This window comes from Mycolicibacterium sp. XJ879, assembly GCF_053483935.1.
This window is the reverse complement of record NZ_JBEFTH010000004.1, coordinates 282,776-306,592: the sequence shown is the minus strand read 5'-3', so window position 1 is coordinate 306,592 and position 23,817 is coordinate 282,776. Positions and strand designations below refer to the sequence as shown.

The 23,817-nt window shown below is 67.9% G+C and carries 20 protein-coding genes; 5 read left to right on the top strand and 15 right to left on the bottom strand.

Annotation, left to right across the window (positions count from 1 at the left end):
• The first annotated feature begins 5 nt into the window (after positions 1–5).
• Positions 6–350 carry a hemophore-related protein gene (locus ABQF13_RS11990; RefSeq protein ID WP_448392956.1) on the top strand — a complete coding sequence of 115 codons (345 nt, stop codon included), beginning with the start codon at positions 6–8 and terminating at the stop codon, positions 348–350.
• Positions 351–366: 16 nt separating this feature from the next.
• Here ABQF13_RS11990 and ABQF13_RS11985 read toward each other — a convergent pair whose 3' ends face one another.
• Genes ABQF13_RS11985 through ABQF13_RS11960 form a run of 6 tightly spaced genes read right to left on the bottom strand, consistent with a single transcriptional unit; the run spans position 367 to position 6,226 of the window.
• Entirely contained in the window at positions 367–1,647 is a 1,281-nt protein-coding gene (locus ABQF13_RS11985; RefSeq protein ID WP_448392955.1) for an amidohydrolase family protein, read from the bottom strand.
• A 55-nt stretch (positions 1,648–1,702) separates the two neighbouring features.
• On the bottom strand, positions 1,703–2,266 hold the full coding sequence (locus tag ABQF13_RS11980) for a pentapeptide repeat-containing protein (RefSeq protein WP_448392954.1): 564 nt from the start codon (positions 2,264–2,266) through the stop codon (positions 1,703–1,705).
• A gap of 2 nt (positions 2,267–2,268) precedes the next feature.
• Positions 2,269–2,880 (bottom strand): GTP-binding protein, encoded by a 612-nt coding sequence (locus ABQF13_RS11975; RefSeq protein WP_448392953.1) that lies wholly within the window; start codon positions 2,878–2,880, stop codon positions 2,269–2,271.
• Positions 2,861–3,232, bottom strand: a complete 372-nt coding sequence (locus tag ABQF13_RS11970; protein ID WP_448392952.1) for a DUF742 domain-containing protein — start codon at positions 3,230–3,232, stop codon at positions 2,861–2,863. The genes ABQF13_RS11975 and ABQF13_RS11970 overlap by 20 nt, the downstream gene beginning before the upstream one ends.
• Positions 3,233–3,239: 7 nt before the next feature.
• Entirely contained in the window at positions 3,240–3,641 is a 402-nt protein-coding gene (locus ABQF13_RS11965; RefSeq protein WP_448392951.1) for a serine protease inhibitor, read from the bottom strand.
• The gene (locus tag ABQF13_RS11960) at positions 3,638–6,226 is read right to left on the bottom strand and encodes a HAMP domain-containing sensor histidine kinase (protein ID WP_448392950.1); all 2,589 of its coding nucleotides are present in this window, start codon (positions 6,224–6,226) and stop codon (positions 3,638–3,640) included. Before ABQF13_RS11960 ends, ABQF13_RS11965 begins: the two co-directional genes overlap by 4 nt.
• 233 nt (positions 6,227–6,459) lie before the next feature.
• Here ABQF13_RS11960 and ABQF13_RS11955 point away from each other — a divergent pair, with 233 nt between their 5' ends.
• Positions 6,460–6,924: a tRNA (cytidine(34)-2'-O)-methyltransferase gene (locus tag ABQF13_RS11955; protein ID WP_448393139.1), complete on the top strand. Its 465-nt coding sequence runs from the start codon at positions 6,460–6,462 to the stop codon at positions 6,922–6,924.
• Here ABQF13_RS11955 and ABQF13_RS11950 read toward each other — a convergent pair whose 3' ends face one another.
• Complete coding sequence (locus ABQF13_RS11950) at positions 6,925–7,584, bottom strand: nitroreductase family protein (RefSeq protein WP_448392949.1); 660 nt, start codon at positions 7,582–7,584, stop codon at positions 6,925–6,927. It lies immediately after the preceding gene.
• A 574-nt stretch (positions 7,585–8,158) separates the two neighbouring features.
• On the opposite strand from ABQF13_RS11950, the gene ABQF13_RS11945 reads away from it, so the two are divergent.
• Positions 8,159–10,120, top strand: a complete 1,962-nt coding sequence (locus ABQF13_RS11945; RefSeq protein WP_448392948.1) for a cellulase family glycosylhydrolase — start codon at positions 8,159–8,161, stop codon at positions 10,118–10,120.
• Here the strand turns inward: ABQF13_RS11945 and ABQF13_RS11940 are convergent.
• From ABQF13_RS11940 to ABQF13_RS11920, 5 genes are all read right to left on the bottom strand, one after another.
• The gene (locus tag ABQF13_RS11940; RefSeq protein ID WP_448392947.1) at positions 10,117–13,458 is read right to left on the bottom strand and encodes an error-prone DNA polymerase; all 3,342 of its coding nucleotides are present in this window, start codon (positions 13,456–13,458) and stop codon (positions 10,117–10,119) included. The two genes, ABQF13_RS11945 and ABQF13_RS11940, sit on opposite strands and share 4 nt — an antisense overlap.
• Before the next feature lie 29 nt (positions 13,459–13,487).
• On the bottom strand, positions 13,488–14,327 hold the full coding sequence (locus ABQF13_RS11935; protein WP_448392946.1) for a GRP family sugar transporter: 840 nt from the start codon (positions 14,325–14,327) through the stop codon (positions 13,488–13,490).
• Positions 14,324–14,467: a hypothetical protein gene (locus ABQF13_RS11930; RefSeq protein ID WP_448392945.1), complete on the bottom strand. Its 144-nt coding sequence runs from the start codon at positions 14,465–14,467 to the stop codon at positions 14,324–14,326. The genes ABQF13_RS11935 and ABQF13_RS11930 overlap by 4 nt, the downstream gene beginning before the upstream one ends.
• 484 nt (positions 14,468–14,951) lie before the next feature.
• Positions 14,952–15,839: a universal stress protein gene (locus ABQF13_RS11925; RefSeq protein WP_448392944.1), complete on the bottom strand. Its 888-nt coding sequence runs from the start codon at positions 15,837–15,839 to the stop codon at positions 14,952–14,954.
• A 71-nt stretch (positions 15,840–15,910) separates the two neighbouring features.
• A complete protein-coding gene (locus ABQF13_RS11920) occupies positions 15,911–16,780 on the bottom strand; it encodes a MaoC family dehydratase (RefSeq protein WP_448392943.1) in 870 nt (289 codons plus the stop codon).
• Between the two features lie 54 nt (positions 16,781–16,834).
• On the opposite strand from ABQF13_RS11920, the gene ABQF13_RS11915 reads away from it, so the two are divergent.
• Together ABQF13_RS11915 and ABQF13_RS11910 are read left to right on the top strand one after the other, a co-directional pair.
• Positions 16,835–18,826: an SDR family oxidoreductase gene (locus ABQF13_RS11915; RefSeq protein WP_448392942.1), complete on the top strand. Its 1,992-nt coding sequence runs from the start codon at positions 16,835–16,837 to the stop codon at positions 18,824–18,826.
• A 24-nt stretch (positions 18,827–18,850) separates the two neighbouring features.
• On the top strand, positions 18,851–19,822 hold the full coding sequence (locus ABQF13_RS11910; protein ID WP_448392941.1) for a nucleoside hydrolase: 972 nt from the start codon (positions 18,851–18,853) through the stop codon (positions 19,820–19,822).
• Here the strand turns inward: ABQF13_RS11910 and ABQF13_RS11905 are convergent.
• The 3 genes from ABQF13_RS11905 to guaA all read right to left on the bottom strand — a co-directional run bounded on the left by ABQF13_RS11905 (position 19,813) and on the right by guaA (position 23,817).
• A complete protein-coding gene (locus ABQF13_RS11905) occupies positions 19,813–21,387 on the bottom strand; it encodes a DNA polymerase Y family protein (protein WP_448392940.1) in 1,575 nt (524 codons plus the stop codon). The two genes, ABQF13_RS11910 and ABQF13_RS11905, sit on opposite strands and share 10 nt — an antisense overlap.
• On the bottom strand, positions 21,388–22,059 hold the full coding sequence (locus ABQF13_RS11900; RefSeq protein ID WP_448393138.1) for a DnaE2-dependent mutagenesis accessory factor ImuA': 672 nt from the start codon (positions 22,057–22,059) through the stop codon (positions 21,388–21,390).
• A gap of 198 nt (positions 22,060–22,257) precedes the next feature.
• Complete coding sequence (guaA, locus tag ABQF13_RS11895) at positions 22,258–23,817, bottom strand: glutamine-hydrolyzing GMP synthase (RefSeq protein WP_448392939.1); 1,560 nt, start codon at positions 23,815–23,817, stop codon at positions 22,258–22,260.

Genomic DNA, 23,817 nt, shown 5'->3' with positions numbered 1-23,817 from the left:
ACCGAATGCGCTCGACGACGAAACTGGCTTTCGCCTCCGGCGGTCTGGCCATGCTGCTGGCCACGGGTGCGGGCATGGGCGCCGGCCTCGCAGCCGCGCAACCAGACATTGACACGATTGTCTACTCGAATTGCACCTATCCGCAGGTCGTTGCGGCGCTCAACGCCGAATCACCTGCGCTCGCCAGGCAGCTCGAGTCGGCCCCGGCCGCCACCGGCTGGCTGAAGAGCCTGATCGCCGCTCCCCCGGAGACGCGCCGGGCGATGGTCGCGCAGGCGCAGGCCACACCGGGCACCGAGGAGTTCACCCCGGTGGTCATGCGGGTGGCCGCCACCTGCAGCAACTTCTGACCGACGGCGTGCGGCGTCAGCCTTCGCCGCGTGCTGGGGCCAGCCGCTTGAGCGCAAGCCCACCTTCGAAGGGCCGGTAGCCGAACGCCGCGGGCGCGGTATAGCCGGTGTCGCCCAGCGGCGTATGCACCTCGTCGACCGTCGGACCGATCTCGGCGGCCACCGCCGTCAAAGCATCCAGGTCGAACCGGTAGAGCTGCGCGGCATTTCCTGCCAGGATCTTGCGGCAGACGTCTTTGGGCTGGTCGTGCAGCGCCCAGCGGATCGCGAGCTTGGAATGCGGCGCGAACCCCTCCTCGTGCGGGTAGTCACTGCCCCACATGAGGTGTTCTGGGCCGAGGTAACTGATCATCGAGGACTCGAACGGTGTGAGCTCGGCGGCCAGGTAGCAGTTCCGTTTGGCGTAGTCGCTGGGCGCCATGGTGAGTTCGTCGATCGAGGAACCGCCGAACATCCCGTACGTGCGGTTGCCCGCTTGCGATTTCATGCTGGGCACCATTGCGTCGAGCATCATCATCTGGTGCTGCAGCCACAACGTCCCCTGTTCGGTCGCCACGAACCGCAGATCTGGATGACGCTCGAAGACGCCGGCGAGGATGAGATGGGCAACCGTGCGTTGAGCCCACATCGCCATCTCGGTCACCAGCACGGCGTTCGACGCGGGCTGGTCCATCGGCATCACCGGGCTTCCGGCTCCGGCGTGCTGAACCACGGTCAGGTCGAGTTCGGTGCACAGCGCCCACAGCGGCTCGTAGCGGGTGTGAAACAGCGGGGCGACCGACGGGTCCCCTGGTGAGACGGCGGGCACCAGCACGCCGCCGAAGCACTCATGCTCTACGCCCCAACGGATCTCGTCCAGGGCCAGGTCAATGTCGTTGGGGAACACCTGGATCAACCCGCGCCGTCGCGCCGGAGCCAGCGAACAGAAGTCGACCTGCCAGCGGTTGTGGGCTTGCACACCGGCCCAGCGCTTTTCGAACTCCTCGCGGGTGCGCGGCAGGGTGATGGTGATGTTCGGGGTGGTCGGAAAGAACGGCGGCACGGTGTTGGGCAGCAACACTTCAGCGGCCACCCCGTCGGCGTCCATCTCTTCCATCCGCAGGTCGTGGTCCCAGTTGCGCTGCGCGGTGGCGATGACGAGGTCGTCGAACGGGCTCACGTAGGTTTTTGCCCACGCCTCGAAGTCGTCATGAAGCGCCGCGGGCAGATACGGCTGGTAGTCGTACAGGTCGGCGCCCGCGTGGGTGTCGGTCGAGATGACGACGTAGCGGTCGATGGTGTCCCACGTATCAGCCATGCCCCCATCCTTGCGCGCCAGCGCACCGGATGCTCGCGATTCGCGGGTTACCTGGTCAGCCGCCGTGGATGTCCAGGCCGTGCGCGGCGGCGTAGGCCAGCGCTTGTTCGACGTCGATCCTGGCGCCGCGCAATCTGGCCGTTGTCCACAACGTCGGATCAGTACGCGCACCGCGCAGATCCGCCTCCTCGAACCGGGCGTTCTGCACCCGCGCCTCGGACAGGTCGGCACCACGCAGCACGGCCTTGCGCAGATCGGCGTCCACCAGGCCGGTTTCCCGCAGCCGGCAGCCGGAGAGATCGACCCCGCGCAGGTCGCATCCACCCAGCACGGCCAGCGTGAAGTCGACGTCGGCCAGCGTCAGCGGCCGCAACCGGGCATTGGTGAACACGGAACCGAGCATGCTGCATTGCCGAAAGCTGCTGTGATGCAAGGTGGCCCGTTCGAATAAGCAGTTACGGAAGGCCGAGCCGACGTGTTCTGACTCGGTCAGGTTGACACCACGGAAGTCGCACTCGTCGAACACCACCCGCTCCGTCCGTAGCCGGCTCAAGTCCTCGTCACGGAAGTCTTGCCTCGTGAATTCCTCTGCAGTCCAGATGGTCTCGTCGTAGCCCACGATCAGCCGGGCAGCGCGGTGAGGTTCTTGAGCGCATATTCGGTGACGGTGATCAGCGCCGCGCGCGCGGACTGGCGGTCGCGGGCGTCGACGGTGATGACCGGGATGCGCTCCGACAACGCCAGCGCCTTGCGCACCGCTGCTACGGGATACCTTGGGGCCCCGTCGAACTGGTTGACCGCGACCACGAACGGCAGCTTGCGGGCCTCGAAGTAGTCAACCGCGGCGAAGCTGTCGGCCAGCCGCCGCACGTCGACCAGGATGATGGCGCCGATCGCGCCGCGGATCAGGTCGTCCCACATGAACCAGAACCGGCGTTGCCCCGGGGTGCCGAACAGGTACAGCACGAGGTCCTCGGCCAACGTGATCCGGCCGAAGTCCATGGCCACGGTGGTGGTGTTCTTGTCCGGGGTGGCCTCCAGACCGTCGACACCGGCCGACGCGTTGGTGACCAGCGCTTCGGTTCGCAGCGGCATGATCTCGGATACGGCGCCGACGAACGTCGTCTTGCCGGCGCCGAACCCGCCGGAGATGACGATCTTCGTCGACGCCGCAGTTCCCCGCGGCGCGGCGTCGGTGGAGGCGTGGCGCCCCTCAGAGTGCCCTAAGGCCACGCAGCGTCCTTCCTATCAGTTCGCGCCGGTCGGTCAGCGTCGCCGCATCGTCGAGGGTGGTGTGCACCCGCAGGTAACCCTGCGACACCAGGTCACCGATCAGTACCCGGGCCACGCCAAGCGGCAAGGATAGCTGCGCAGCGATCTCGGCCACCGACGGGTGATCGCCGCACAGCCGCACAATCTGCTCCCGCACATCGGTACCCGGCCATCGCACAGGTAACTCGTCGGGCACGGTCTCGATCGGCGCTTCTAGCGGTAGGTAGACGTCGGAATCGGTGCGCCCGGCCGTCAGGATGTAGGGCCGGACGAGGCTCGGCTCGTCGGCGACATCGGGCTCCCAGTCGTCCATCGACCCCTCAGGAGTGCGAAGGTGCTCGCCGGCGTCCCGACTGAACCACCGAACCCACTCGTTCCACCAATATCGCCATCTCGTAACCGATTTGGCCGATATCGCAGTTACGTTTCGCCAGCGTCGCCAGGTTCGAGCCGTCGCCGACCCGCATCAGCAGCAGGTATCCGTTCTCCATCTCGACGACCGACTGCAGCACGTGGCCGCCGTCGAACAACTGCGCCGCACCCGTCGAGAGGCTGGCCAGCCCGGAGGCCACCGCGGCGAGCTGGTCGGCGCGTTCGGTGGGGATGTGCTCGCTGGCCGCGGTCAGTAGCCCGTCGGCGGATACCAGCACGGCGTGCGACACCCCCGACACCTCTCTGGCGAATCGACTGACCAGCCAATCCAGCGACTCGCGTTGGGTCATTCGTCTTCTGTTCCTCTGGTCTCTCGGGCGTGGGACCGGCCGGCGTGCACACCGCCGAAGTGGCTGCTGATGCTCGCTCGGACCGCCTCCGGACTGCGGTGTGGGGATTCGCCGGTGTCGAACTCAGCCGCCGATGCTACTCGGGTGTCGCCGTCGGGCTGTGGCGTCTGCTCGACGGGCTCATCGGCGCCGCCCGGAACCAACCTGGCGCCGGGTTCTCGCACCGGAAGGCCTTCCTCGGTGTGGCGCAACACGGGCGCTTCCTCGGCGGCGGCCGCCGCCGACCAACCGTGGTCCCATACCGTTTCCCAGTTCAGGTCCGTGCTGTTGGCCAGCTCGGTCGGGTCGACGAGCCACTCCGACAACATCTTCTGATAGATCGCGTCATCTGAGCCCGCCGTCGGCGACGGTTCGGGCTCGGGCTCGGCAGGCGCCGCGTCGGCGGCCTGCGCGCGCGCCGCGAAGAACTCCGAGGTATCGGTCGGGCGGGCCGCGCTCGACGGCTGCGGCGCCACCGGTGCGGCCGAGATCCCGCTGGCCCCCGGGTTGCGTTGCGGCAGCAGCGCCACGGGCGCCTCATGGTGGCCGTTGGAGTAGCCGTCGTCGTCGGCGTAGTGGTCTTCGTCGAGCGCCAGCGCGGTCGCGATACCGGCGTGCGCATCGGCGGGCGTGGCGTACTCGGTCAAACTGAACTGGTCGGTTTCCTCGCCCTGCGCCAGCAGCTCGGTGGGGATGTACACACCGGCCGTGGTACCCGAATTCGGTTCGCCCGCAACGGTGCTGCGCAACCGGACCACGAGCCCGTGCTGGGCGGCGAGCCGGCCGACGACGAACAGGCCCATGTGCCGCGCGGTGTACGGGGTGACCTCGCCGCCCGACTGCAGCCGCGTGTTGGCGACCCGCAGATCGGATTCGGTCATGCCCAGCCCGGTATCGCTGACCTCGATGACCAGGCCGCCGTTGGCGGTGTGCACGGCCGAAACCCGCACGGGTGAGGCCGGCGGTGAGTGCCGCAGCGCATTGTCGAGCAGTTCGGCGAGCAGGTGCACGATGTCACCTGCGACGGCGCCGACGATCTCGCTGTCGGGCACGGTCGCGGTGACCACCCTGGTGTAGTCTTCGACCTCCGATGCGGCGGCGTTGATCAACGCCGCGACCGGCACCGGCTCAGCCTGCTCGCGCGGCACCCTGGCACCGGCCAGCACCAGCAAGTTGGCGCCGTTGCGACGCATACGCGCGGCGAGGTGATCGAGCCGGAAGAGGCTTTCGAGCCGGTCGGGGTCCTCTTCGTTGCGTTCCAGGCGGTCGATCAACGCGAGTTGCTGGTCGACCAGCGACCGGCTGCGCCGCGACAGCGTCTCGAACATGTCGCCGACCTGCAGCTGCAGCCGGGACTGCTCGCTGGCCAACAGCAGCGCCTGCTCGTGCAGCTCGTCCACGGCGTGCGCGACCTGTCCGACCTCCTCGGAGGTGTGCACCGGGATCGGGTTGACCGGCGGGGCGTCCCCGCCCGCGCGGACGTGTTCGAGCTCGCGGGTGAGGTCCTCGTGGGCCACCTTGAGCGCGCTGTCACGCAGGCGACGCAGCGGCCGCACCAGCGACCGGGCCACCGCGATGACGACGATCAGCGCCAGCAGAATCACGACCGCGACCACCACCGCATCGCGGATCAGTGCGCTACGCGCCGCCGCGGCCTTCTCCTCGACCGCGGTGGCCACCGAGTCGGTGGTGCGCGCGATGATCTGGCGGGCGATGTCGTCGGTGGCGTCCACCGACGCCGACAACTCGGGGTTGTTGACCAGCGGCACGGCGGGGTCCGTCATCAGGGCCATCCGCTTGACGAACTCGGCCTGCAACTTCTGAACGTCGGGTGACGCCACGCCGAGCACCTGGCTCATGCCGAACAAGGTCGACGGCTCGGTGCCGGCCAGCGCGATCATCGCGGTGCGCAGCTCGGGCTCCGGCAGCTCACCGCCGCGGGCGATGGCGAGTTCCTGCATCATCATTTGGCCTCGGGCACCGATCGCCCGCGACAGCCCGACCGTCTCGGCGCGGATGCGTTCGTCATCGACGCGGACCGAGCCGGTGACCGCGTCCTCGGCAGGCAGCAACAGCAAGGCGTACGCCGCGATGGTGTCGCGCAGCCCGATGCTGTTGGAGGTGGCCTTGTCCATCAACGCCTGACCGTCGTCGATAAGGGTCTGCACGCCGTCGCGGACGTCGGGCGCGACGTCGGTCTCGGCCAACTGCCCCTCCAGCCGCTGGCGGCTGCCGTCGAACTCCGAAAGCGCCGCCTGGGTGTCACCGCCGGTCGAACCCACCAGCATCGCGTTCTCCAGCGACGCCATGTAGTTCTCCACGGCGACCACCATGTCGACGCGGTCGGAGGCCAGCCGCAGGTCAGCAGCCTGTGTCGCGCTGCTGTAGATGCGCAGCCCGCCGAACGTCGCCGCCACCACCAGCGGCACCAACACGATCGCAAGCACCTTCCAGCGGACCGGCCAATTGGCCGGCGACCAGCGTGACGGCCTCTTGATGGGCGGCCCTGCCGTGCCGTCGGCGCTCATCGACGCGTTGTAGTTCATATGACTTTCCTGCTGACTTGCCCAGGCAAGGGCGGGCGTTGTACGCCTGGCAACTGGTCGAGTATGACAGCGATGCGCTGCGGTTTCCACAATTCTTACTGAACAGACAGAGTTGTGGCTCGGAGTGTTCACGCTCCTCGTGGTATGCGAGCAAATGGCTCGAAACTGAAGTCGTGCAGGAAAATTCGCCGATTCTCCTGCACGAGTTCAGTTTCGGCGCTCAGATGTATGAAATGTTCCGGCTGCTGTTCTTGACCCCGCGCATTGCACCGAACACCGGCAACGCGATCCGGATGGTGGCGGCCACCGGGTCCGAACTGCATCTGGTGGAGCCGATGGGGTTCGACCTGTCCGAACCGAAGCTGCGACGTGCGGGTCTGGACTACCACGATCTGGCATCGGTCACCGTGCATCGCGGCCTGACCGCGGCCTGGGCCGCGCTGATGCCTGCGCGGGTGTTCGCCTTCACCGCGCACGCCGCGACGTCGTTCACCGACGTGTCCTATCGGCCGACGGATGTGTTGATGTTCGGCCCCGAGCCCAGCGGCCTGGACGCCGCCACGCTGGCAGATGCACACATCACCGCCCAGGTGCGCATCCCGATGCTGGCCGGGCGACGGTCGCTGAACCTGTCGAACGCCGCCGCAGTCGCCAACTACGAGGCGTGGCGCCAACACGGGTTCGCCGGCGCCGACTGATCACCACCCGTCGAAATGGACGACCTGCTCAACCGGAAGTCGCTTGGCCGGGCGGAAATCGGTGCCCTTGGTGTAGGCGATCGGAAACAGCCCACCTTGGCTGTACTTGTCGAAGGGAATGCCGAGCACCTCGGCGGCCTGCTTCTCCCCGTCGCCGACGAGATGCAACGTGGTGTACGCCGAGCCCAGCCCGCGCGAGCGCAACGCCAGCATGTAGCTCCAGACCGCAGGCAGCAGAGACCCCCAGAAGCCGGCGCTGACACCGGCGGGTGCGCCATCGGGTCGGCCATCCAGGCACGGCACCAAAAGCCATGGCGCCTTGTGCATGTGCTCGGCCAGGTAACTGGCCGACGACACCACGCGCTCGCGCTGCGCAGCACGGCTGTCACCGTCGGCGTACTCCGTTGGGGTCTGGTTGCGGTACCAAGTGAAGTTGGTGCGGTAGATCTCGGCGAGCGCCCTCTTCTGCTGTTCGTCCTCGACGAAAACCCATTGCCAGCCCTGCGCGTTGGAGCCCGTCGGCGCCTGAAGGGCCAGCTCCAGGCACTCCAGCAGCACCTCGCGCGGCACCGGTTTGTCGAAGTCGAGACGCTTGCGCACCGAGCGGGTCGTGGTCACGACGTCGTCGAAGGAAAGGTTGAGACTTTCGTGGGCCGTCACCTGGCTGACATTACATTCGACGCCATTGCAGTCGGATTACGCGAGCGGACACCTACCGCGAGTTCGCCACCAGGATCGGCTTCCACCGATGAATTTCTCGCGACCTGTAGCACCTGGTTGAAGATCAGCATCGAGAAGGTATGGCCGACTCCGACCGGCGGCTGATCTTGAATTAGGCATTCGCTCGCTATCACGCCGGATCGGCGAGAAAGCTCACATACCTCGATCGAATGGCGTTACTGAATTCGCCAGACGCGACGAGTTGCGCAACTTCTACTTGCGGTCCATGGCCAGCGTTCGCAGCAGAAGCGTGTTCGACCAGCAGATGAGGCGTGATTGAGCAGGACAATCGGCATAACAGCGCTTACGGCCAGCCCTTTGCTAAAGCGTCAATTTCGCGCGGATTTGCCAATCACAGCAAAGTCGCCCCGCTTGTTTTATAACTGTACTTATGGATAGTTAGAGCACATGGGGGATTAATTTTCGATTTTGCATACAAACAACTTGGCTAATGCGTTAATTTCTTGATCAAGACGTCACCGTGACTCGTGATCGGGACTGAGGGGGGTAATCGATGAGAGGTCTACGTACCTGGCTGCAAGCCGGTGCCGTTGCGACCGTGATCGCGATGGTTCCGTTGGCGGTCATGCTCACCGCGGCGCCGACCGTGCAGAAACCGCGTATCGACCGGATGGCGCTCGACTACGTGCTGACGGCGGGCATCGTGGAGTCCGGCACGACGGTCGGTATCGCCGACTCGGACCTGTGGGCGCTGTCGACGCCGGACGGCAAGCTCGACACCGCCGCGGTCAACCGGCACCTGGACGAGATGCAGGCGCTCGGCGTGAACACCGTGCGCGTCGTGCTGCCGTGGCGTGGCAACGAACCGTTCCGGCCGGGAACGTTTCCGCCGGGGGTTGAAGAGGCCGCCTGGGCCAGAAGCGACTACATCATCAACGCCGCAGCCGACCGCGACATGGCGATCGTCGCGGTGCTCGCCCACGGACCGGACTGGGCCGGGGTCGACCCGAACACCGACTGGTCGCTGATCGGGTTCGAAGAACCGCCGCAGCCGGATCTATTCGGGGAGTACGCCGGCCGGGTCGCAACCCGCTACGGCGAGAAGATCGCGGCATACGAGATCTGGAATGAACCGAACTACGTGCGGGCATGGGCGCCGACGATCGATCCGGCCGCCTACACCGAGATGTTGCAGGCCGCCTACACCGCGATCAAGGACGCCAATGGCGACGACCCCGACGATCCGCTCGTCGTGGCCGGTGTGCTGGGCGCCGTGATCAGCAGTCCCGTCACGTTGGATCCGGTGACGTTCGTCGAGACGATGTACGCCAGCGGAGCCAAGGGCTACTTCGATGCCCTGTCGTTCCATCCGTACCACTACACGCTGAAGTTCTCCGAAGGCGTCAAGAACGACTTCTGGCGCGCCCCACTCGAGCAGGTGATCGAGATCAGGCAGCTGATGCTCGACAACGGCGATGAGGCGCTGAAGATCTGGGCCACCGAGTACGGTCTGCCGACCTTCGGCGACAACGCGGTGACCGAAGAGCACCAGGCCGAGTTCATCGAGGACTTCCTCAACGCATGGAAGGACCTCAAGGACGCCGACGGCACCTCCTATACGGGTCCGTCGTTCATCTACACGTTGCGCGACCGCCTGGTCGGCGGCGTGCTGACCCCGAACACCTCACTGGGCATCTTCAACGTCGACTGGACGGCGAAGCTGGCCGCGCAGGTGATCAAGGACTTCATCGAGGAGAACCAGGAGCCGGAGGAACCGGAAGAACCGGAGGAGCCCGTCGATCCGGGTGTTCCGAACATCGGCGAGCAGGTTGCTCAAGCGCTGCAGGCGTTCTTTCAGGTGATCGCCAACGCGGTACAGGGTTTCATCAACGCCGTTTCCACGTTCGTTAACTCGGTTGCCCAGGCGATCGCGAACATCTTCCGGCCCACCGCCGCCGCTGAGACGTCGCTGCCGGCGGACGTGCAAAACGAGGTCGCAGCGGGCGTCGACTCGGCTGCCATGTCCTTTCGGACTTCGTCGACCGCTGACGAAGACGCTGATGAGTCGGAAAACTCGACCGCACAGACGGTTTCGTCCGACGACGCCGCCGAGGACACGTCGACCGAGCCGGCCGAGACCGAGGAAGCGACCACGGCCGAAGATGTGGTCACCGAGGAGGAGACGGAGACCACGGAGGAGCAGGTCCCCGCTGACGACCCCGAGACCGTCGACCCCGACGTCGAGACCGAAGAGGTCGACGAGACCGACGAGGTCGAGACCGACGCACAGGTCGAGGCGGACGAGGACGCAGCCGAAGAGGCGGTCGAGGACGACTCGCGTGAACCGGTGCGCACCGGTTTGGTGGCCAAGCCCGGGCAGGTGGGGCCGGACGGCTCTGACGACACGGACTCCGATGATTCGGAGGATGCCGACGATTCGGTGGGGGCCGATGACACGGGCGACGACGACGGCTCTTCGAGGGGTGGGCCGGAGTCGGGATCGGAGGCGGGCTAGCGAAAATCGCGGCTTCGCGAGCCGACCGCCATCGTGAGCTGGCCCATCCGGTCGGCGACGACGGTGACTGCGCCGGTGGCGTTCTGCACCTGCCCACGAATCAGCAGGGCGGCAGCCGTCTGCGCCAGCTTGCGGTGGCGTGCCCAAACCCCTGGCGAGCACAGGATGTTGACCATCCCTGTCTCGTCCTCGAGGTTGAGAAAGGTGACTCCCTGCGCCGTCGCGGGCCGCTGGCGATGCGTCACTGCCCCGGCCACCAGCACCCGGGTACCGTCGGGAACCTCCAACAACCTGTCCGCCGCAACGACGCCGAGCGCGTCGAGATCCTCGCGCAGGAACTGGGTGGGAAAGCTGTCGGGTGAGACGCCGGTGGCCCATACATCGGCGGCGGCCAGTTCCAGTTCGGTCATACCGGGCAGCGCGGGGGTGGCCAACGACGAACCCACTCCGGGCAGCCGGTCGGGACGTTCTCTGGCGGCGGCACCGGCCGCCCACAGTCCTTCGCGCCGCGTGATACCGAAGCAACCCAGCGCACCGGCGGTGGCCAACGCCTCGGTCTGCGGAACCGATAGCTGCACCCGCTGGGTCAGATCAAGCAGGGACGCGAAGGCCCCGTTGGCCTTTCGTTCGTCGACCATCCGCCCGGCCAGCTCGTCGCCGATGTGGCGGACGGCGCCCAGGCCGAGCCGCACCTCGGTGCCGCGGTTCTCCAGCGTGGCGTGCGCGAGGCTGGCGTTGACGTCCGGGCCGTGCACGGCGACCCCGTGTCTGCGGGCATCGGCGACCAGGGACTGCGGTGAGTAGAAGCCCATCGGCTGCGCCCGTAGCAGGGCGGCGCAGAACGCCGCCGGGTGGTGCAGTTTGAACCACGACGAATAGAACACCAGCGATGCGAACGACAGCGAATGGCTTTCCGGGAAGCCGAAGTTGGCGAAGGCTTCCAGCTTCTCGTAGATCCGGTCGGCCACGTCGCCGGTGATGCCGTGGCGTTGGCGCATCCCGTCGTAGAACCTGTCCCGCAGCCGGCGCATCCGCTCCGAGGAGCGTTTGGACCCCATCGCCCGGCGCAGCTGATCGGCTTCGGCCGCGGAGAACCCCGCGCAGTCCACTGCCAGCTGCATGAGCTGTTCCTGAAACAGCGGAACGCCCAACGTCTTTCGCAGCGCGGGTTCCATCGACGGATGCTCATAGGTGACCGGCTCGACACCGTTGCGTCGCTTGATGTACGGGTGCACCGAGCCGCCCTGGATCGGGCCGGGGCGGATCAGCGCCACCTCGACCACCAGGTCGTAGAACACCCGCGGCTTCAGCCGAGGCAACGTGGCCATCTGTGCCCGCGACTCGACCTGGAACACCCCGACCGAATCCGCGCGTTGCAGCATCTCGTAGACCGCCGGCTCCGACAGGTCCAGGCGCGCCAGGTCCACCTCGATGCCCTTGTGCTCGCGCACCAGGTCGATGCAGTAGTGCAGCGCAGACAGCATTCCCAGCCCCAGCAGGTCGAACTTCACCAAACCGATGGCCGCACAGTCGTCTTTGTCCCATTGCAGGACACTGCGGTTTGCCATCCGCGCCCACTCCACCGGGCACACGTCGGCGATCGGTCGGTCACAGATCACCATGCCGCCGGAGTGGATGCCCATGTGCCGCGGCAGGTTGGAGATCTGCGTCGCCAGATCGATCACCGGCTGGGGAATATCCTCGACATCGGGTGGGTCGGCCGCTGTGTTCGATTGCCGCTCCCGCGGCGGGTTCCACCGGCTGATCTGCTTGCTCCAGGCGTCCTGTTGGCCCTGGGAGAACCCGAGTGCACGCGCCATGTCGCGCACCGCGCTGCGGCCGCGGTAGGTGATGACGTTGGCCACCTGGGCGGCGTAGTCACGACCGTAGCGGTCGTAGACGTACTGGATCGCCTTCTCCCGCAGATCCGATTCGATGTCGATGTCGATATCGGGCGGACCGTCACGTGCCGGGGACAGGAACCGTTCGAACAACAACTCGTTGGCGACGGGGTCGACGTTGGTGACCCCGAGCGCGTAGCAGACCGCCGAGTTGGCCGCCGACCCCCGGCCTTGCGCCAGGATGTTGTTCTGGCGGCAGAACCGGGTGATGTCGTGCACCACCAGGAAATAGCCCGGGAACTTCAGCTGCGCAATGGTTTTCAGTTCGTGCTCGATCTGGGCGTATGCCCGTGGCGCCCGCTCCGGCGGGCCGTACCGGTTGCGCGCACCGGCCATCACCAGATGCCGCAGCCAGCTGTCCTCGGTGTGTCCGTGCGGCACGTCGAACGGTGGCAGCTGCGGGGCGATCAGCGCCAGCTCAAACGCGCACTGCTCGCCGAGGTCGGCCGCCGCCGTTACCGCTTCCGGGCAGCCCGCGAACAGCCGGGCCATCTCCTGCCCCGACCGCAGATGCGAACCGCCCAGCGGGGCAAGGTAACCGGCGGCCTCATCCAGCGAGTGGCGGGCCCGGATCGCGCCCATCGCCATGGCCAGCCGGCCGCGTGACGGTTCGGCGAAGTGCGCGCCGGTGGTGGCGACGACATCCAGACCGAAGCGCGGCGCCAGCTCGGCCAGCATCGCGTTGCGTTCGTCGTCGACGGGATCTCCATGATGGGTGAGTTCGACGCTGACCCGCCTCTGCCCGAACCGGTCCACCAGATCGGCAAGCGCATCGGCCGCCGCCTCCGGGCCGCCCGCGCCAAGGGCCTGGCGCACGTGCCCTTTACGGCATCCGGTGAGGATGTGCCAGTGCCCGCCGGCCGCTTCGGTCAGCGCGTCGTAGTCGTAGCGCAGCTTGCCCTTCTCCCCTCCGGCCAGATGCGCCTTGGCGAGTTCACGCGACAACCGCCGGTAGCCTTCCGGGCCGCGGGCCAGCACCAGCAGATGCGGCCCCGGCGGATCGGGATCCTCGGTGCGGTTGCCTCCTCCGATTGAGAGTTCGGCGCCGAACACCGTCGACATATCCAGTTCCCTGGCGGCCTCGGCGAAGCGCACCACGCCGTACAGCCCGTCGTGGTCGGTCAGCGCGATCGCGCGCAGGTCCAGCCGGACGGCCTCTTCGACGAGCTCCTCCGGGGTGCTGGCGCCGTCGAGAAAGCTGTACGCCGAATGGGCGTGCAGCTCGGCATACGGCGTCGAGGTGGCGGGCCGGGCGACGTCGGCCGCCTGGTAGGCCGCGCGCTTGCGCGACCAGGCGGGGCTGTCGCCGCCGTCGCCGACCTGCTCGTCATGGCGATACTCCCCGCTCGCGGGGGAAGGCCAGCCAGAACGGCGCGGTTTGCCCTCCAGCACCCGCTGCATTTCGGTCCAGCTCGGCGGTCCGGTATGCCAACCCACCCGGCCAGTGTATCGAACTCATGTTCGACTCAGCCGGCCATCAACAGGGTCGCTGCGCCCGCGCCCACCAGGCCCACGGTCTGGCGCCGGGTGAGGCGTTCGTGCAGCACCAGGATGCCCAGCAGCACCGGAATCACCGGGTACAGCGACGCCAACGCCACCGCGATCGCCACGATCTGATGCTGGGTGGCCAGAAAGTACGAGATCAACGCCGCGGCGGCCAGGGCGCCGGAGGCCAGCGCAAGCGCCAACGGGTTGCGCGCCACGCGAAGCGCCTGCCGCCCGACGAACAGCAGCGCCACGCCGAGCACACACAGCGCGCCCACGCGTCCGGTCGCCACGGGCCACAGCCCTGACGCCGCCGAGGCCTGCGCGAGCGCGAGGTATTGAACGGCGATGCCCACCCCCGCCAACAGCCCGTCACTTGCACCGCCGGAATGGGTGCCCGTCGTTGCCTGCTGACCGCTCGACACCCACCACAACGCGGGCACCGCAATAGCGATCCCGACCCACGCCAGCAGCGACGGGCGCTCATCGCCGAGCGCGACACTGACCAACGCCGACAACGCGATACCGGTGACCGCGCTGGTCGGAACGACCACCGACATCGCGCCATGGCTCATACCGCGGAACAGAAAGACCATCCCGGCAGCGGTGCCGCCACCCGACAGCGCACCCCACCAGAGGTCCGCCGCTGTCGGCGCCGGCGCGAGCACGGCGGCGGCCGCGATTCCGGCCACCACCAGACCGGCGAGTTGGCCCAGCAGCGCGACGACCACGAAGTGCGCGCGACGCGACGCCAGCCCGCCGACGAAGTCGGAGGTGCCGTAGAACAGCGCCGAACCCAGCGCGAAAAGCCAGCCCGTCACGGCGGCACCCGCTGCTGATCGCGTTCGGCCTGCCCGACCGGGCACACGGCGTCCGTGGTGCACGCCTGGCGATCGCGGTACCGGCACAGCAGCGCGCTGTTGGGCACGAACCCGTACAACCCGCGCAGCAGCTTGGTCAACGCGTGTTCCAGCGCCCGGTGACCGACGCCACCACCTGATCGTTGATGGCCAGCGCCGCCACACCCAGCAGGTTCGCGACACGGGTCTCATGCATGCGTCATGCATATCCGCGGGTTCGGCTCGATTAACGCCCACCCGTCAAATTGGACGCCGCAAGCACGGGCATCCGATCCGTATGACACCCGCAACGATCACACACCGGAAGGTCTTTCGGAACCGCAGAGAAGCCGGCGGCGTTCTATGGTTTCGCGGCGGTGTTCGGCGCAGGCCGGTCCTGCGAACAGGCGGCGGTCGACCAGCTGCTCGAGATACAGCGCAACGCACACGTGGTGCGCAACGCCGAGGCCTACTACCACCAGATGTCCGACGGCCGGATCAACACCCTGGAACCTGCGTGGCGAACACCTGGCCGACACCTTTGCGGCACTTCGGGATCACCCTGACCGCGACGCAGCGGCACGTCACGGATCGTGGTGCGGGCGTTCACGGCAGGTCTTCTGCGACGAGTTGGTCTCTGGGCACCACCATCATCGGCACGTCCAGCACCCGCAGCATCTTGGCCGCCGTCGACCCCAGGAACAGGCGCCTTGGCGCGCCGAGCCGGCTCGATCCGACCATGATCAGATCGCCGTCGCGCCAGTCCAGCTTGCCCACGGCCTCTTCGACAGAACGGCCCTCCACGATCGTCGACGTCACGGGAAAGCCCTCCGGCAAGCGGAGTTTCGCGGTCTCGTGGGTGTGCCGGGCGTGCGCCAGCGCACGTTCGCGAACGGCCGGATCGTCGCGACGCAGCACCCCCAAGACCGGGTCGAGAGCCACCAACGAGACCAGCCTGAGCGGGGCGTCGGCGGCCCGGCTGAACCGCACCGCGTTCTCCAGCAACAGATCTGCCCCGGCACGTTCCCCGATGGCACACGTCACCTCACGCACCCGTTCTGCCGAGGAATGCCGCGTACCGCGCGGCGCGACCGCCACGGGAACCGGAGCCGAGTGCAGTAGTCCGTTGACCACCGAGCCCAGCGAGTAGCTTGCGGCCAGGCCGCCGCCCGCGCCGCCCACGACGATGAGGTCGGCCTGCACGCGGGCCGCTTCCTTGATCAGCGCGTCGGTCGAGGAGTCATCGAACGCGACCCGGCTGGCCACCCCGACATCGTCGGGCACCGATGCGCGTGCCGCCGCGAGCCATTCCTCGGCGTGGTCGGTCAGGTGTTCGCGGTACCCGCCGACCGGCGCATACGACGGCGGCACCCGGTCGGTCGGCAGGACCAGGCACAGGTCGAGCTCAGCGCCGAGCGTCCGGGCAAGCCGAACGCCCAGCGCCACCGCGTCTGCGCCACCGGGGGTGGCCAGATAGCCCACGACGATCCTCACCGCGCCATCCTGTCAACCGGCGGGGTCCGACACCGGCGGATCGACCCGATTGGTTCGAAGTTGCCGACCCGTCAGTCGCTGTACTCGGCGGCGCCGTCCTCGAGCACCAGCCGCGCATCCGAGCCGTCGGGGTTGGCCGCCTCGGTGCGAAACACCGCGCGGCCCGGTTCGGTGCGCCAGATCGAGGTCGTCAGCGTCTCACCGGGAAACACCGGAGAGGTGAACCTGGCCGCGATCGCGTTGACCTTCGTCGCGTCGTTGCCGCCGAGTTCGGCGACCAACGCGCGCCCGGCCACCCCGTAGGTGCACAACCCGTGCAGGATCGGCTTGGGGAAGCCGGCCAGCTCACGGGCGAACCACGGGTCGCTGTGCAACGGATTGCGGTCACCGGAGAGCCGATAGATCAGGGCCTGGTCTTCGCGCGTCGGTAACGCGATCCTCGAATCCGGTTCTCGGTCAGGGATTTCCGGTGCCGCGGGACGCTGGCCGGGCTGCCCGCCGAACCCGCCCTCGCCGCGGATGACGGCGGTGGCCATCGACTCGGCCACCACCTTCGAGGTGTCGGGGTCGGTGCCGGTGGCCTTGAGCATGACGACGGCGTTCTTGCCCTCGCCCTTGTCCTGCATGCCGGCGACTTCGGCGACGACGCTGAGCTTGCCGGCCGGCGGCAGCGGCTCGTAGAGCCGGATGGACTGCGAGCCGTGCAGCAGCATCGCGAAGTTGAAGCTGCCGATCTTGGCGGCCGCGGCGAACGGCGTACAGGCGATCACCGCGTAAGTGGGCAGCACCTGCTGCGGGATCTCGTGGCTGTTCTCGGTTGTGAACGCCAGATCTGAGGTTCCCGCGCCGACGCCGAGCGCGTACAGCATGGTGTCGCGGTCGGTCCATTCGAACAGTTGGGGTTCGGTCTTGACGCCTATGGCATTGGGATCGAGTGGCATAGACGGACGATAGCGCGCATTGACGTTTCCCTCGGCAGGGGCGACGATGCTCGCATGCATTATGTCGTTACCGGCGGTACCGGGTTTATCGGGCGGCGGGTGGTGTCGCAGCTCCTGGCCCGTAGCGACGACGCCGGGGTGTCGGTCCTCGTTCGGCGGGGGTCGCTGTCGCGGTTCGAACGGCTGGCCGCGACGTGGGACGAGCGGGCCAAACCCCTGGTCGGCGACTTGACCGCACCCATGCTCGGCCTCACCGACCAGGCGGTCGACGAGCTCGGCGCCGTCGACCACATCGTGCACTGCGGCGCAGTCTACGACATCACCGCGCCCGACGCCGTTCAACGCGGCGCCAACGTGGCGGGCACCCGGGCGGTCATCGAGTTGGCCGGCCGGCTCGACGCCACGCTGCACCACGTGTCCTCCATCGCGGTGGCGGGACGGCACGGCGGCGAGTTCACCGAGGGCGACTTCGATCTCGGCCAGGACCTGCCGACCCCGTATCACCAGACCAAGTTCGAGGCTGAGCTGTTGGTGCGCTCGGCGCCGGGGCTGCGCTACCGCGTGTACCGGCCAGGCGTGGTGGTAGGCGATTCGCAAACCGGCGAGATGGACAAGGTCGACGGGCCCTATTACTTCTTCGGGCTGCTGGCCAAACTGGCCCGGCTGCCGTCGTTGACGCCGATCGTGCTGCCCGATACCGGTCGCACCAACATCGTGCCCGTTGACTTCGTGGTCGATGCGTTGGTGGCGCTGATGCACAGCGATAACCGTGACGGGCAGACGTTTCACCTCACCGCCGCTAAAACCATTGGGCTGCGCGGTATTTACCGCGGAATTGCCAAGGAGGCCGGGCTGCCGCCGGTGCGTGGGTCGCTGCCCCCGGCCATGGCGACGCCGTTTCTGCGGGCCACTGGACGCGCGAAGGTGTTGCGCAACATGGCGGTCACCCAGCTCGGCATCCCGGCCGAGATCCTCGACGTCGTCGATCTGATGCCGACGTTCACCGCGCACCACACCGCAGACGCGTTGCGCGGCACCGGGATAGCCGCACCGGAGTTCGCGTCGTACGCGCCGCGGCTGTGGCGCTACTGGGCCGAGCACCTCGATCCCGACCGCGCCCGCCACGACGACCCCGCGGGCCCGTTGGTCGGCAAGCACGTGCTCATCACCGGCGCCTCGAGCGGTATCGGCCGCGCGTCGGCCGTCGCGATCGCACAACGCGGCGCGACGGTGTTCGCATTGGCGCGCAACGCCGACGCGCTCGACGATCTGGTCGCCGAGATCCGCGCCGCCGGTGGTCAGGCGCATGCGTTCACGTGCGACGTCACCGATTCGACGTCGGTGGAGCACACGGTCAAAGACATCCTGGGCCGGTTCGACCACGTCGACTACCTGGTCAACAACGCGGGCCGGTCGATCCGGCGCTCGGTGATTGCCTCCACCGACCGGCTGCACGACTATGAGCGGATGATGGCCGTCAACTACTTCGGCGCGGTGCGGATGGTGTTGGCGCTGTTGCCGCATTGGCGCGAGCGACGGTTCGGTCACGTGGTGAACGTGTCGAGCGCCGGTGTGCAGGCGCGCAATCCGAAGTACAGCAGCTACCTGCCGACCAAGGCCGCGCTGGATGCGTTCGCCGATGTGGTGGCCTCCGAGACGCTCTCCGATCACATCACGTTCACCACCATCCACATGCCGCTGGTCCGTACGCCGATGATCGTGCCGTCGCGTCGCCTCAACCCGGTGCCCGCGATCAGTGCCGAACACGCCGCGGCGATAGTGGTGCGCGCCCTGGTGGAGAAGCCGGCCCGGATCGACACCCCGCTGGGCACGTTCGCCGACTTCGGTAACTACCTGACCCCCAAGCTGTCGCGGCGCGTGCTGCATCAGCTCTACCTCGGCTATCCCGATTCGGCAGCGGCCCGCGGTGTGGTGCGGGAACCGTCGTCCCCGCCACGGCGCCCGCAACGTCGCACGGACCCGCCGTTGCGGGTGCCCGACCCGATCAAGCGCGCGGTGCGGCTGGTTCCCGGTGTGCACTGGTAGACGCGCCGACCTATCGTTGGCGGCGTGACTGCGCTCCCGGTCTTCGTCGACGTGGACACCGGTGTCGACGACGCGATGGCGTTGGTGTATCTGTTCGCAAGCGACGAAGCCAACGTGGTCGGCATCGCCTCTACCGCCGGAAACGTTCCGGTGCAACAGGTTTGCCATAACAACCTGGCGCTGCTCGAGTTGTGCGGGGTCGACGTGCCGGTGTCGAAGGGCAGTGAGAACCCAATCAGCGCAACGCTGCGCACCGCGGAGGACACGCACGGTCCCGAAGGCATGGGATATGCGCAGTTGCCGTCGACGGCCCGCACGCTCACCGACTACGACGCCGCAGAGGCCTGGGTGCGCGCGGCGCACGGGTATCCCGGTGAGCTGATCGGGGTGGCCACCGGCCCGTTGACGAACCTGGCGCTGGCACTGCGCCGCGAGCCTGCGCTGCCGCGGCTGCTGCGCCGGCTGGTGATCATGGGCGGCGCGTTCGACTACCGCGGCAACACCACACCGGTGGCCGAGTGGAACGTCAGCGTGGACCCCGAAGCCGCCGCCGAAGTATTTCACGGCTGGGGCCCGGACGTCGGACACCTTCCGATTGTGTTGGGGCTCAACCTCACCGAGAATATCGTGTTGACACCCGAGCTGTTGGGCAGGTTGAGGACCGCGGCGGAGCACCCGCTGGTCACGGTGCTCGAAGACGCGATGCGGTTCTACTTCGAGTTTCATGCCGCCCAGGGCGAGGGCTATCTCGCGCACCTGCACGACCCGTTGGCCGCGGCGGTGGCGCTGGACCCCGATCTGGTGCGGTGCCGGCCCACCACGGTCGACGTCGAGCTGACAGGCACGCTCACCCGGGCGATGACGATCGCGGACTGGAGCAACCGGTGGGGCCGGGAACCCAACGCACTCATCGGTGTCGACGTCGATCCCGCGGCGTTCTTCGACCGGTTCCTCACGCGCATCAACACGTTCGTCAAGCGGCTGGGTCACTCGTAGATGCCCTCGAGATACCAGCGTCGCTGCCGGTAACACAGCAGCAGGGCCTGCGCCGGCTCGGTGTCGAGCAGCACCTGCGCGCGCGCTGTCCGACCCACCTTGGCCCGCTGAGGATCCCACCACCGCTCGTCGACGGACCACGGCCCGGCCCACCAGGCCAACCGGGCGTCCCGACCCGCCTTGCCGGGTGCAACCAGCCGCGACGGATCGGTGGAGAACAGGCCACGACCGGTCACCCGCACCGGATTTCCCTCGGCGTCGAACAACTCGACCGGATCGTCGAGCAGCACCGTCGGCGACGGCTCGGGCAGCTGCCCCGGCCACGGCTGGCGGGGATCGGCCTTCGGCACCGGTTCGTCGCCCAGCGGCATGAACGTGATGCGCTCGGCAGGTCCTCGGCCGCCGGACAGGATGGGCATCTGCACTGCCTCGGGTCCGAGCAGCCCCTGCACCCGCACCAGCGCGCGATAGGCACTGTCGGTCATCTTCGCTGGGGGTCCCCACAGCGGCAGCTGCAGCGCCTCGGCCGAGACCACCTCGACCGGCCGCAGCCGGATCATCGTGACGGGTGCGGTGGGACGGTCGTCGGGGTTGCGTTTGTTCAGCCAGCCGTCGAGCTGCCAGCGCACCCGGTCAGCGGTGGCATCCTCGGTCAACGGCTCGGCACAACGCCAAACCCGTTCGAGCTCTTCACCGTTGGCGGTGACAGCGTGGATGGCCAGCCGGGTGCATCCCACCCCGGAGGACTCCAGGCTTCGATGCAGGCTGCTGGCCAGCGACCGCCCCGCGAACGCCGCGGCGTCGACGCGGTCGATGGGCGGGTCGCAGTTCATGACGGCGTCGAGTTCGGCCTCGGGTTCTCGGCCCGACGGCCCACGGTCGGGCTCCCCGCGCGCGAACCGGTGGGCCACCACCCCGTCGGCGCCGAACCGGGAGGCGACGTCGCTGCGGGTCAGCGCCGCGAACTGCCCGATGCTGCGGATCCCCATGCGCCACAACAGATCCGCCAGGTCCTGCCGGCCGGGACCGACCAGGCTTGGTTCGGCGGCCAACTGCCGAATCGACAGGGGTGACAGAAACCGCGCATCCTCGCCGGGTGCCACGATCCGGCCCGCCCGCGCGGCGAAGACCGCGGTGGGCAGCTGATCGGCGATGCCGACCTGGCATTCGGCACCGGCCGCGGCCACCGCGTCGATCAGCTGCTGCGCGACGGCCTCCTCAGAGCCGAAGTAGCGGGCCGCACCGCGGACCGGCAGCACCAGCAGACCGGGGCGCAGCACCTCGGCCCGCGGCACCAGGTCATCCACCGCGGCCGTAACGCCCTCGAAATGGCGGGCGTCGCGTGCCGGATCGGCGGTGACCACATGCAGTTCCGGACAACGCGCCTGCGACTCCCGGCGCCGCAGCCCCCGTCGCACACCGGCCGACCGGGCCGCCGCCGAACACGTGATGACCCGGTTGGCCAACGTCACCGCGATCGGAGCCGTGGCCGGTAGGTCGGCCGCGGCAGCCGCGGCGACCGCGGGCCAGTCCATGCACCAGATGGCCAGAACGCGCGTGGACATTCATCCGCCCGCGGCACGAACGGAACCGGTGAACCGGCCCCTGGCCCGCATCGCCAGCCGTACCCGGCCGATGCGGCCAAAGCCCGGCCGGCCGTGGCCGGTGATCTCATAACCGCAGACCCGGGCGTCCATCCTGGTGGATGCGCCCTGCCAGTCGCCGTTGGTGACCAGCAGCGTGCAGCCCTTCTGCCGGGCCCGGGCCACCACCGCCCGCGCCCTGGTGGCCGGCACCGTGCGGCCGCCCAGACCGAGCACCACCAGATCCATCCCGTCCATCAGCACCGCGGCCACCTCGACCGGGTCGGCGCCCGGTTCGGGGATGACGGCGATCCTGCTCAGATCGGCTCCCATCTCCACGGCCGCCAGCAGGCCGACATCGGGCTGTCCGACGATCGCGGCATGACCTCCTTCGGCCGTCACCGCCGCCACCATGCTCAGCGGTAAGGAGCGGGCCCCCGACACCACCGCCACCGTTCCGCGCGGCAACGGCTCCGATAGGAGTTCTGCATGGGATTCGGGTAGCGGTAGCAAAGATTCCGAGGTCGGTAGCGAGTCGGCCGACGGTGCCGCGCCGCTGCGTCCGACGCCCACCTTTCCGGAGACCGCCGCTATCCTGCGACGCAGGTGTTCCACCTGTTCAGCGCGGGTAAGCTGGCGCTGCTCCAGGTTCATGGTCGCTGCCACAGCAGCACCTCCTGCATCATCTGAACCATCGGTTATTCGAATGTATGTTCGATATGGTCAGTAAACACTTCCCCACCGACACCGTCAAGGCACTTTCTTCAGCGCGAGCAGACACAAAGTCGCGTTCTCACGGCCCGTTTCATGCGAGTTTGCGTCTGCTCGCGGGCAGAAAGGCGAGGAGTTAGCTCACTCCCATTCGATGGTGCCCGGCGGCTTGCTCGTGACGTCGAGCACCACGCGGTTGACCTCGGCCACCTCGTTGGTGATGCGGGTGGAGATGCGTTCCAGCACCTCGTAGGGCACCCGGGTCCAGTCCGCGGTCATCGCATCCTCACTGGACACCGGACGCAACACGATCGGGTGGCCGTACGTGCGGCCGTCGCCCTGCACACCCACCGACCGGATGTCGGCCAGCAGCACCACCGGGCACTGCCAGACCTGGTGATCCAGACCGGCCGAGGTCAGTTCCTCGCGGGCGATCGCGTCGGCGCGCCGCAACGTGTCCAACCGGTCCGCGGTGACCTCGCCGACGATCCGGATGGCCAACCCCGGTCCCGGGAACGGTTGGCGCGCAACGATTTCCTCGGGCAGTCCGAGTTCGCGTCCCACCGCGCGGACCTCGTCTTTGAACAGCAGCCGCAGCGGTTCGACCAGCTTGAACTTCAGGTCGGCGGGCAGCCCACCGACGTTGTGGTGGCTCTTGATGTTGGCCGCGCCGGTTCCGCCGCCGGACTCCACCACATCGGGGTACAGCGTACCCTGCACCAGGAACTCCACATCACCGTCATTGGCGCCCAACGTATCTCGTACCGCACCCTCGAACGCGCGGATGAACTCGCGGCCGATGATCTTGCGCTTGCCCTCGGGGTTCGTCACCCCGGACAGCGCATCGAGAAACCGTTTCTCGGCGTCGACGGTGACGAGTTTGGCGCCGGTTGCGGCGACGAAATCGCGTTGCACCTGGGCGCGTTCGCCAGCGCGCAACAGGCCGTGGTCGACGAACACACACGTCAACTGGTCACCGATGGCGCGCTGCACCAGCGCGGCGGCCACCGCCGAATCCACGCCACCGGACAGCCCGCAGATCGCGTGCCCGTTGCCGATCTGGTTGCGCACCTCGCTGACAAGGGCATCGGCGATGCTGGCGGCGGTCCACGTCGCGCTGATGCCCGCGAACTCATACAGGAACCGGCTCAGCACCTGCTGGCCGTGCGGTGAGTGCATCACCTCGGGGTGGTACTGCACACCGGCCAGCCGACGCTCCCGGTTCTCGAACGCCGCGACCGGCGAACCCGCGCTGACCGCCACCACGTCGAACCCCTCGGGGGCCGCGGTGACCGCGTCCCCGTGGCTCATCCACACCGGCTGAGTCGCGGGCAGATCGGAATGAAGCTGTCCCCCGGTGACTTTGAGCTCGGTGCGGCCGTACTCGCGGGTGCCGGTCTCGGTCACCGTTCCGCCCAGTGTCTGGGCCATCGCCTGGAAGCCGTAGCAGATACCGAATATCGGCACCTCGAGGTCGAACACCGCCGGGTTGAGCTGCGGCGCCTCGTCGGCGTAGACGCTGGCCGGTCCGCCGGACAGCACGATGGCCTGCGGGTCGCGGGCCACGATCTCTTCGACGCTGGCGGTGTGCGGGATCACCTCGGAGTACACCCGCGCCTCGCGGATCCGTCGCGCGATCAGCTGCGCGTACTGCGCGCCGAAGTCGACCACCAACACGGGTCTGGGCGATGACGATGTCAC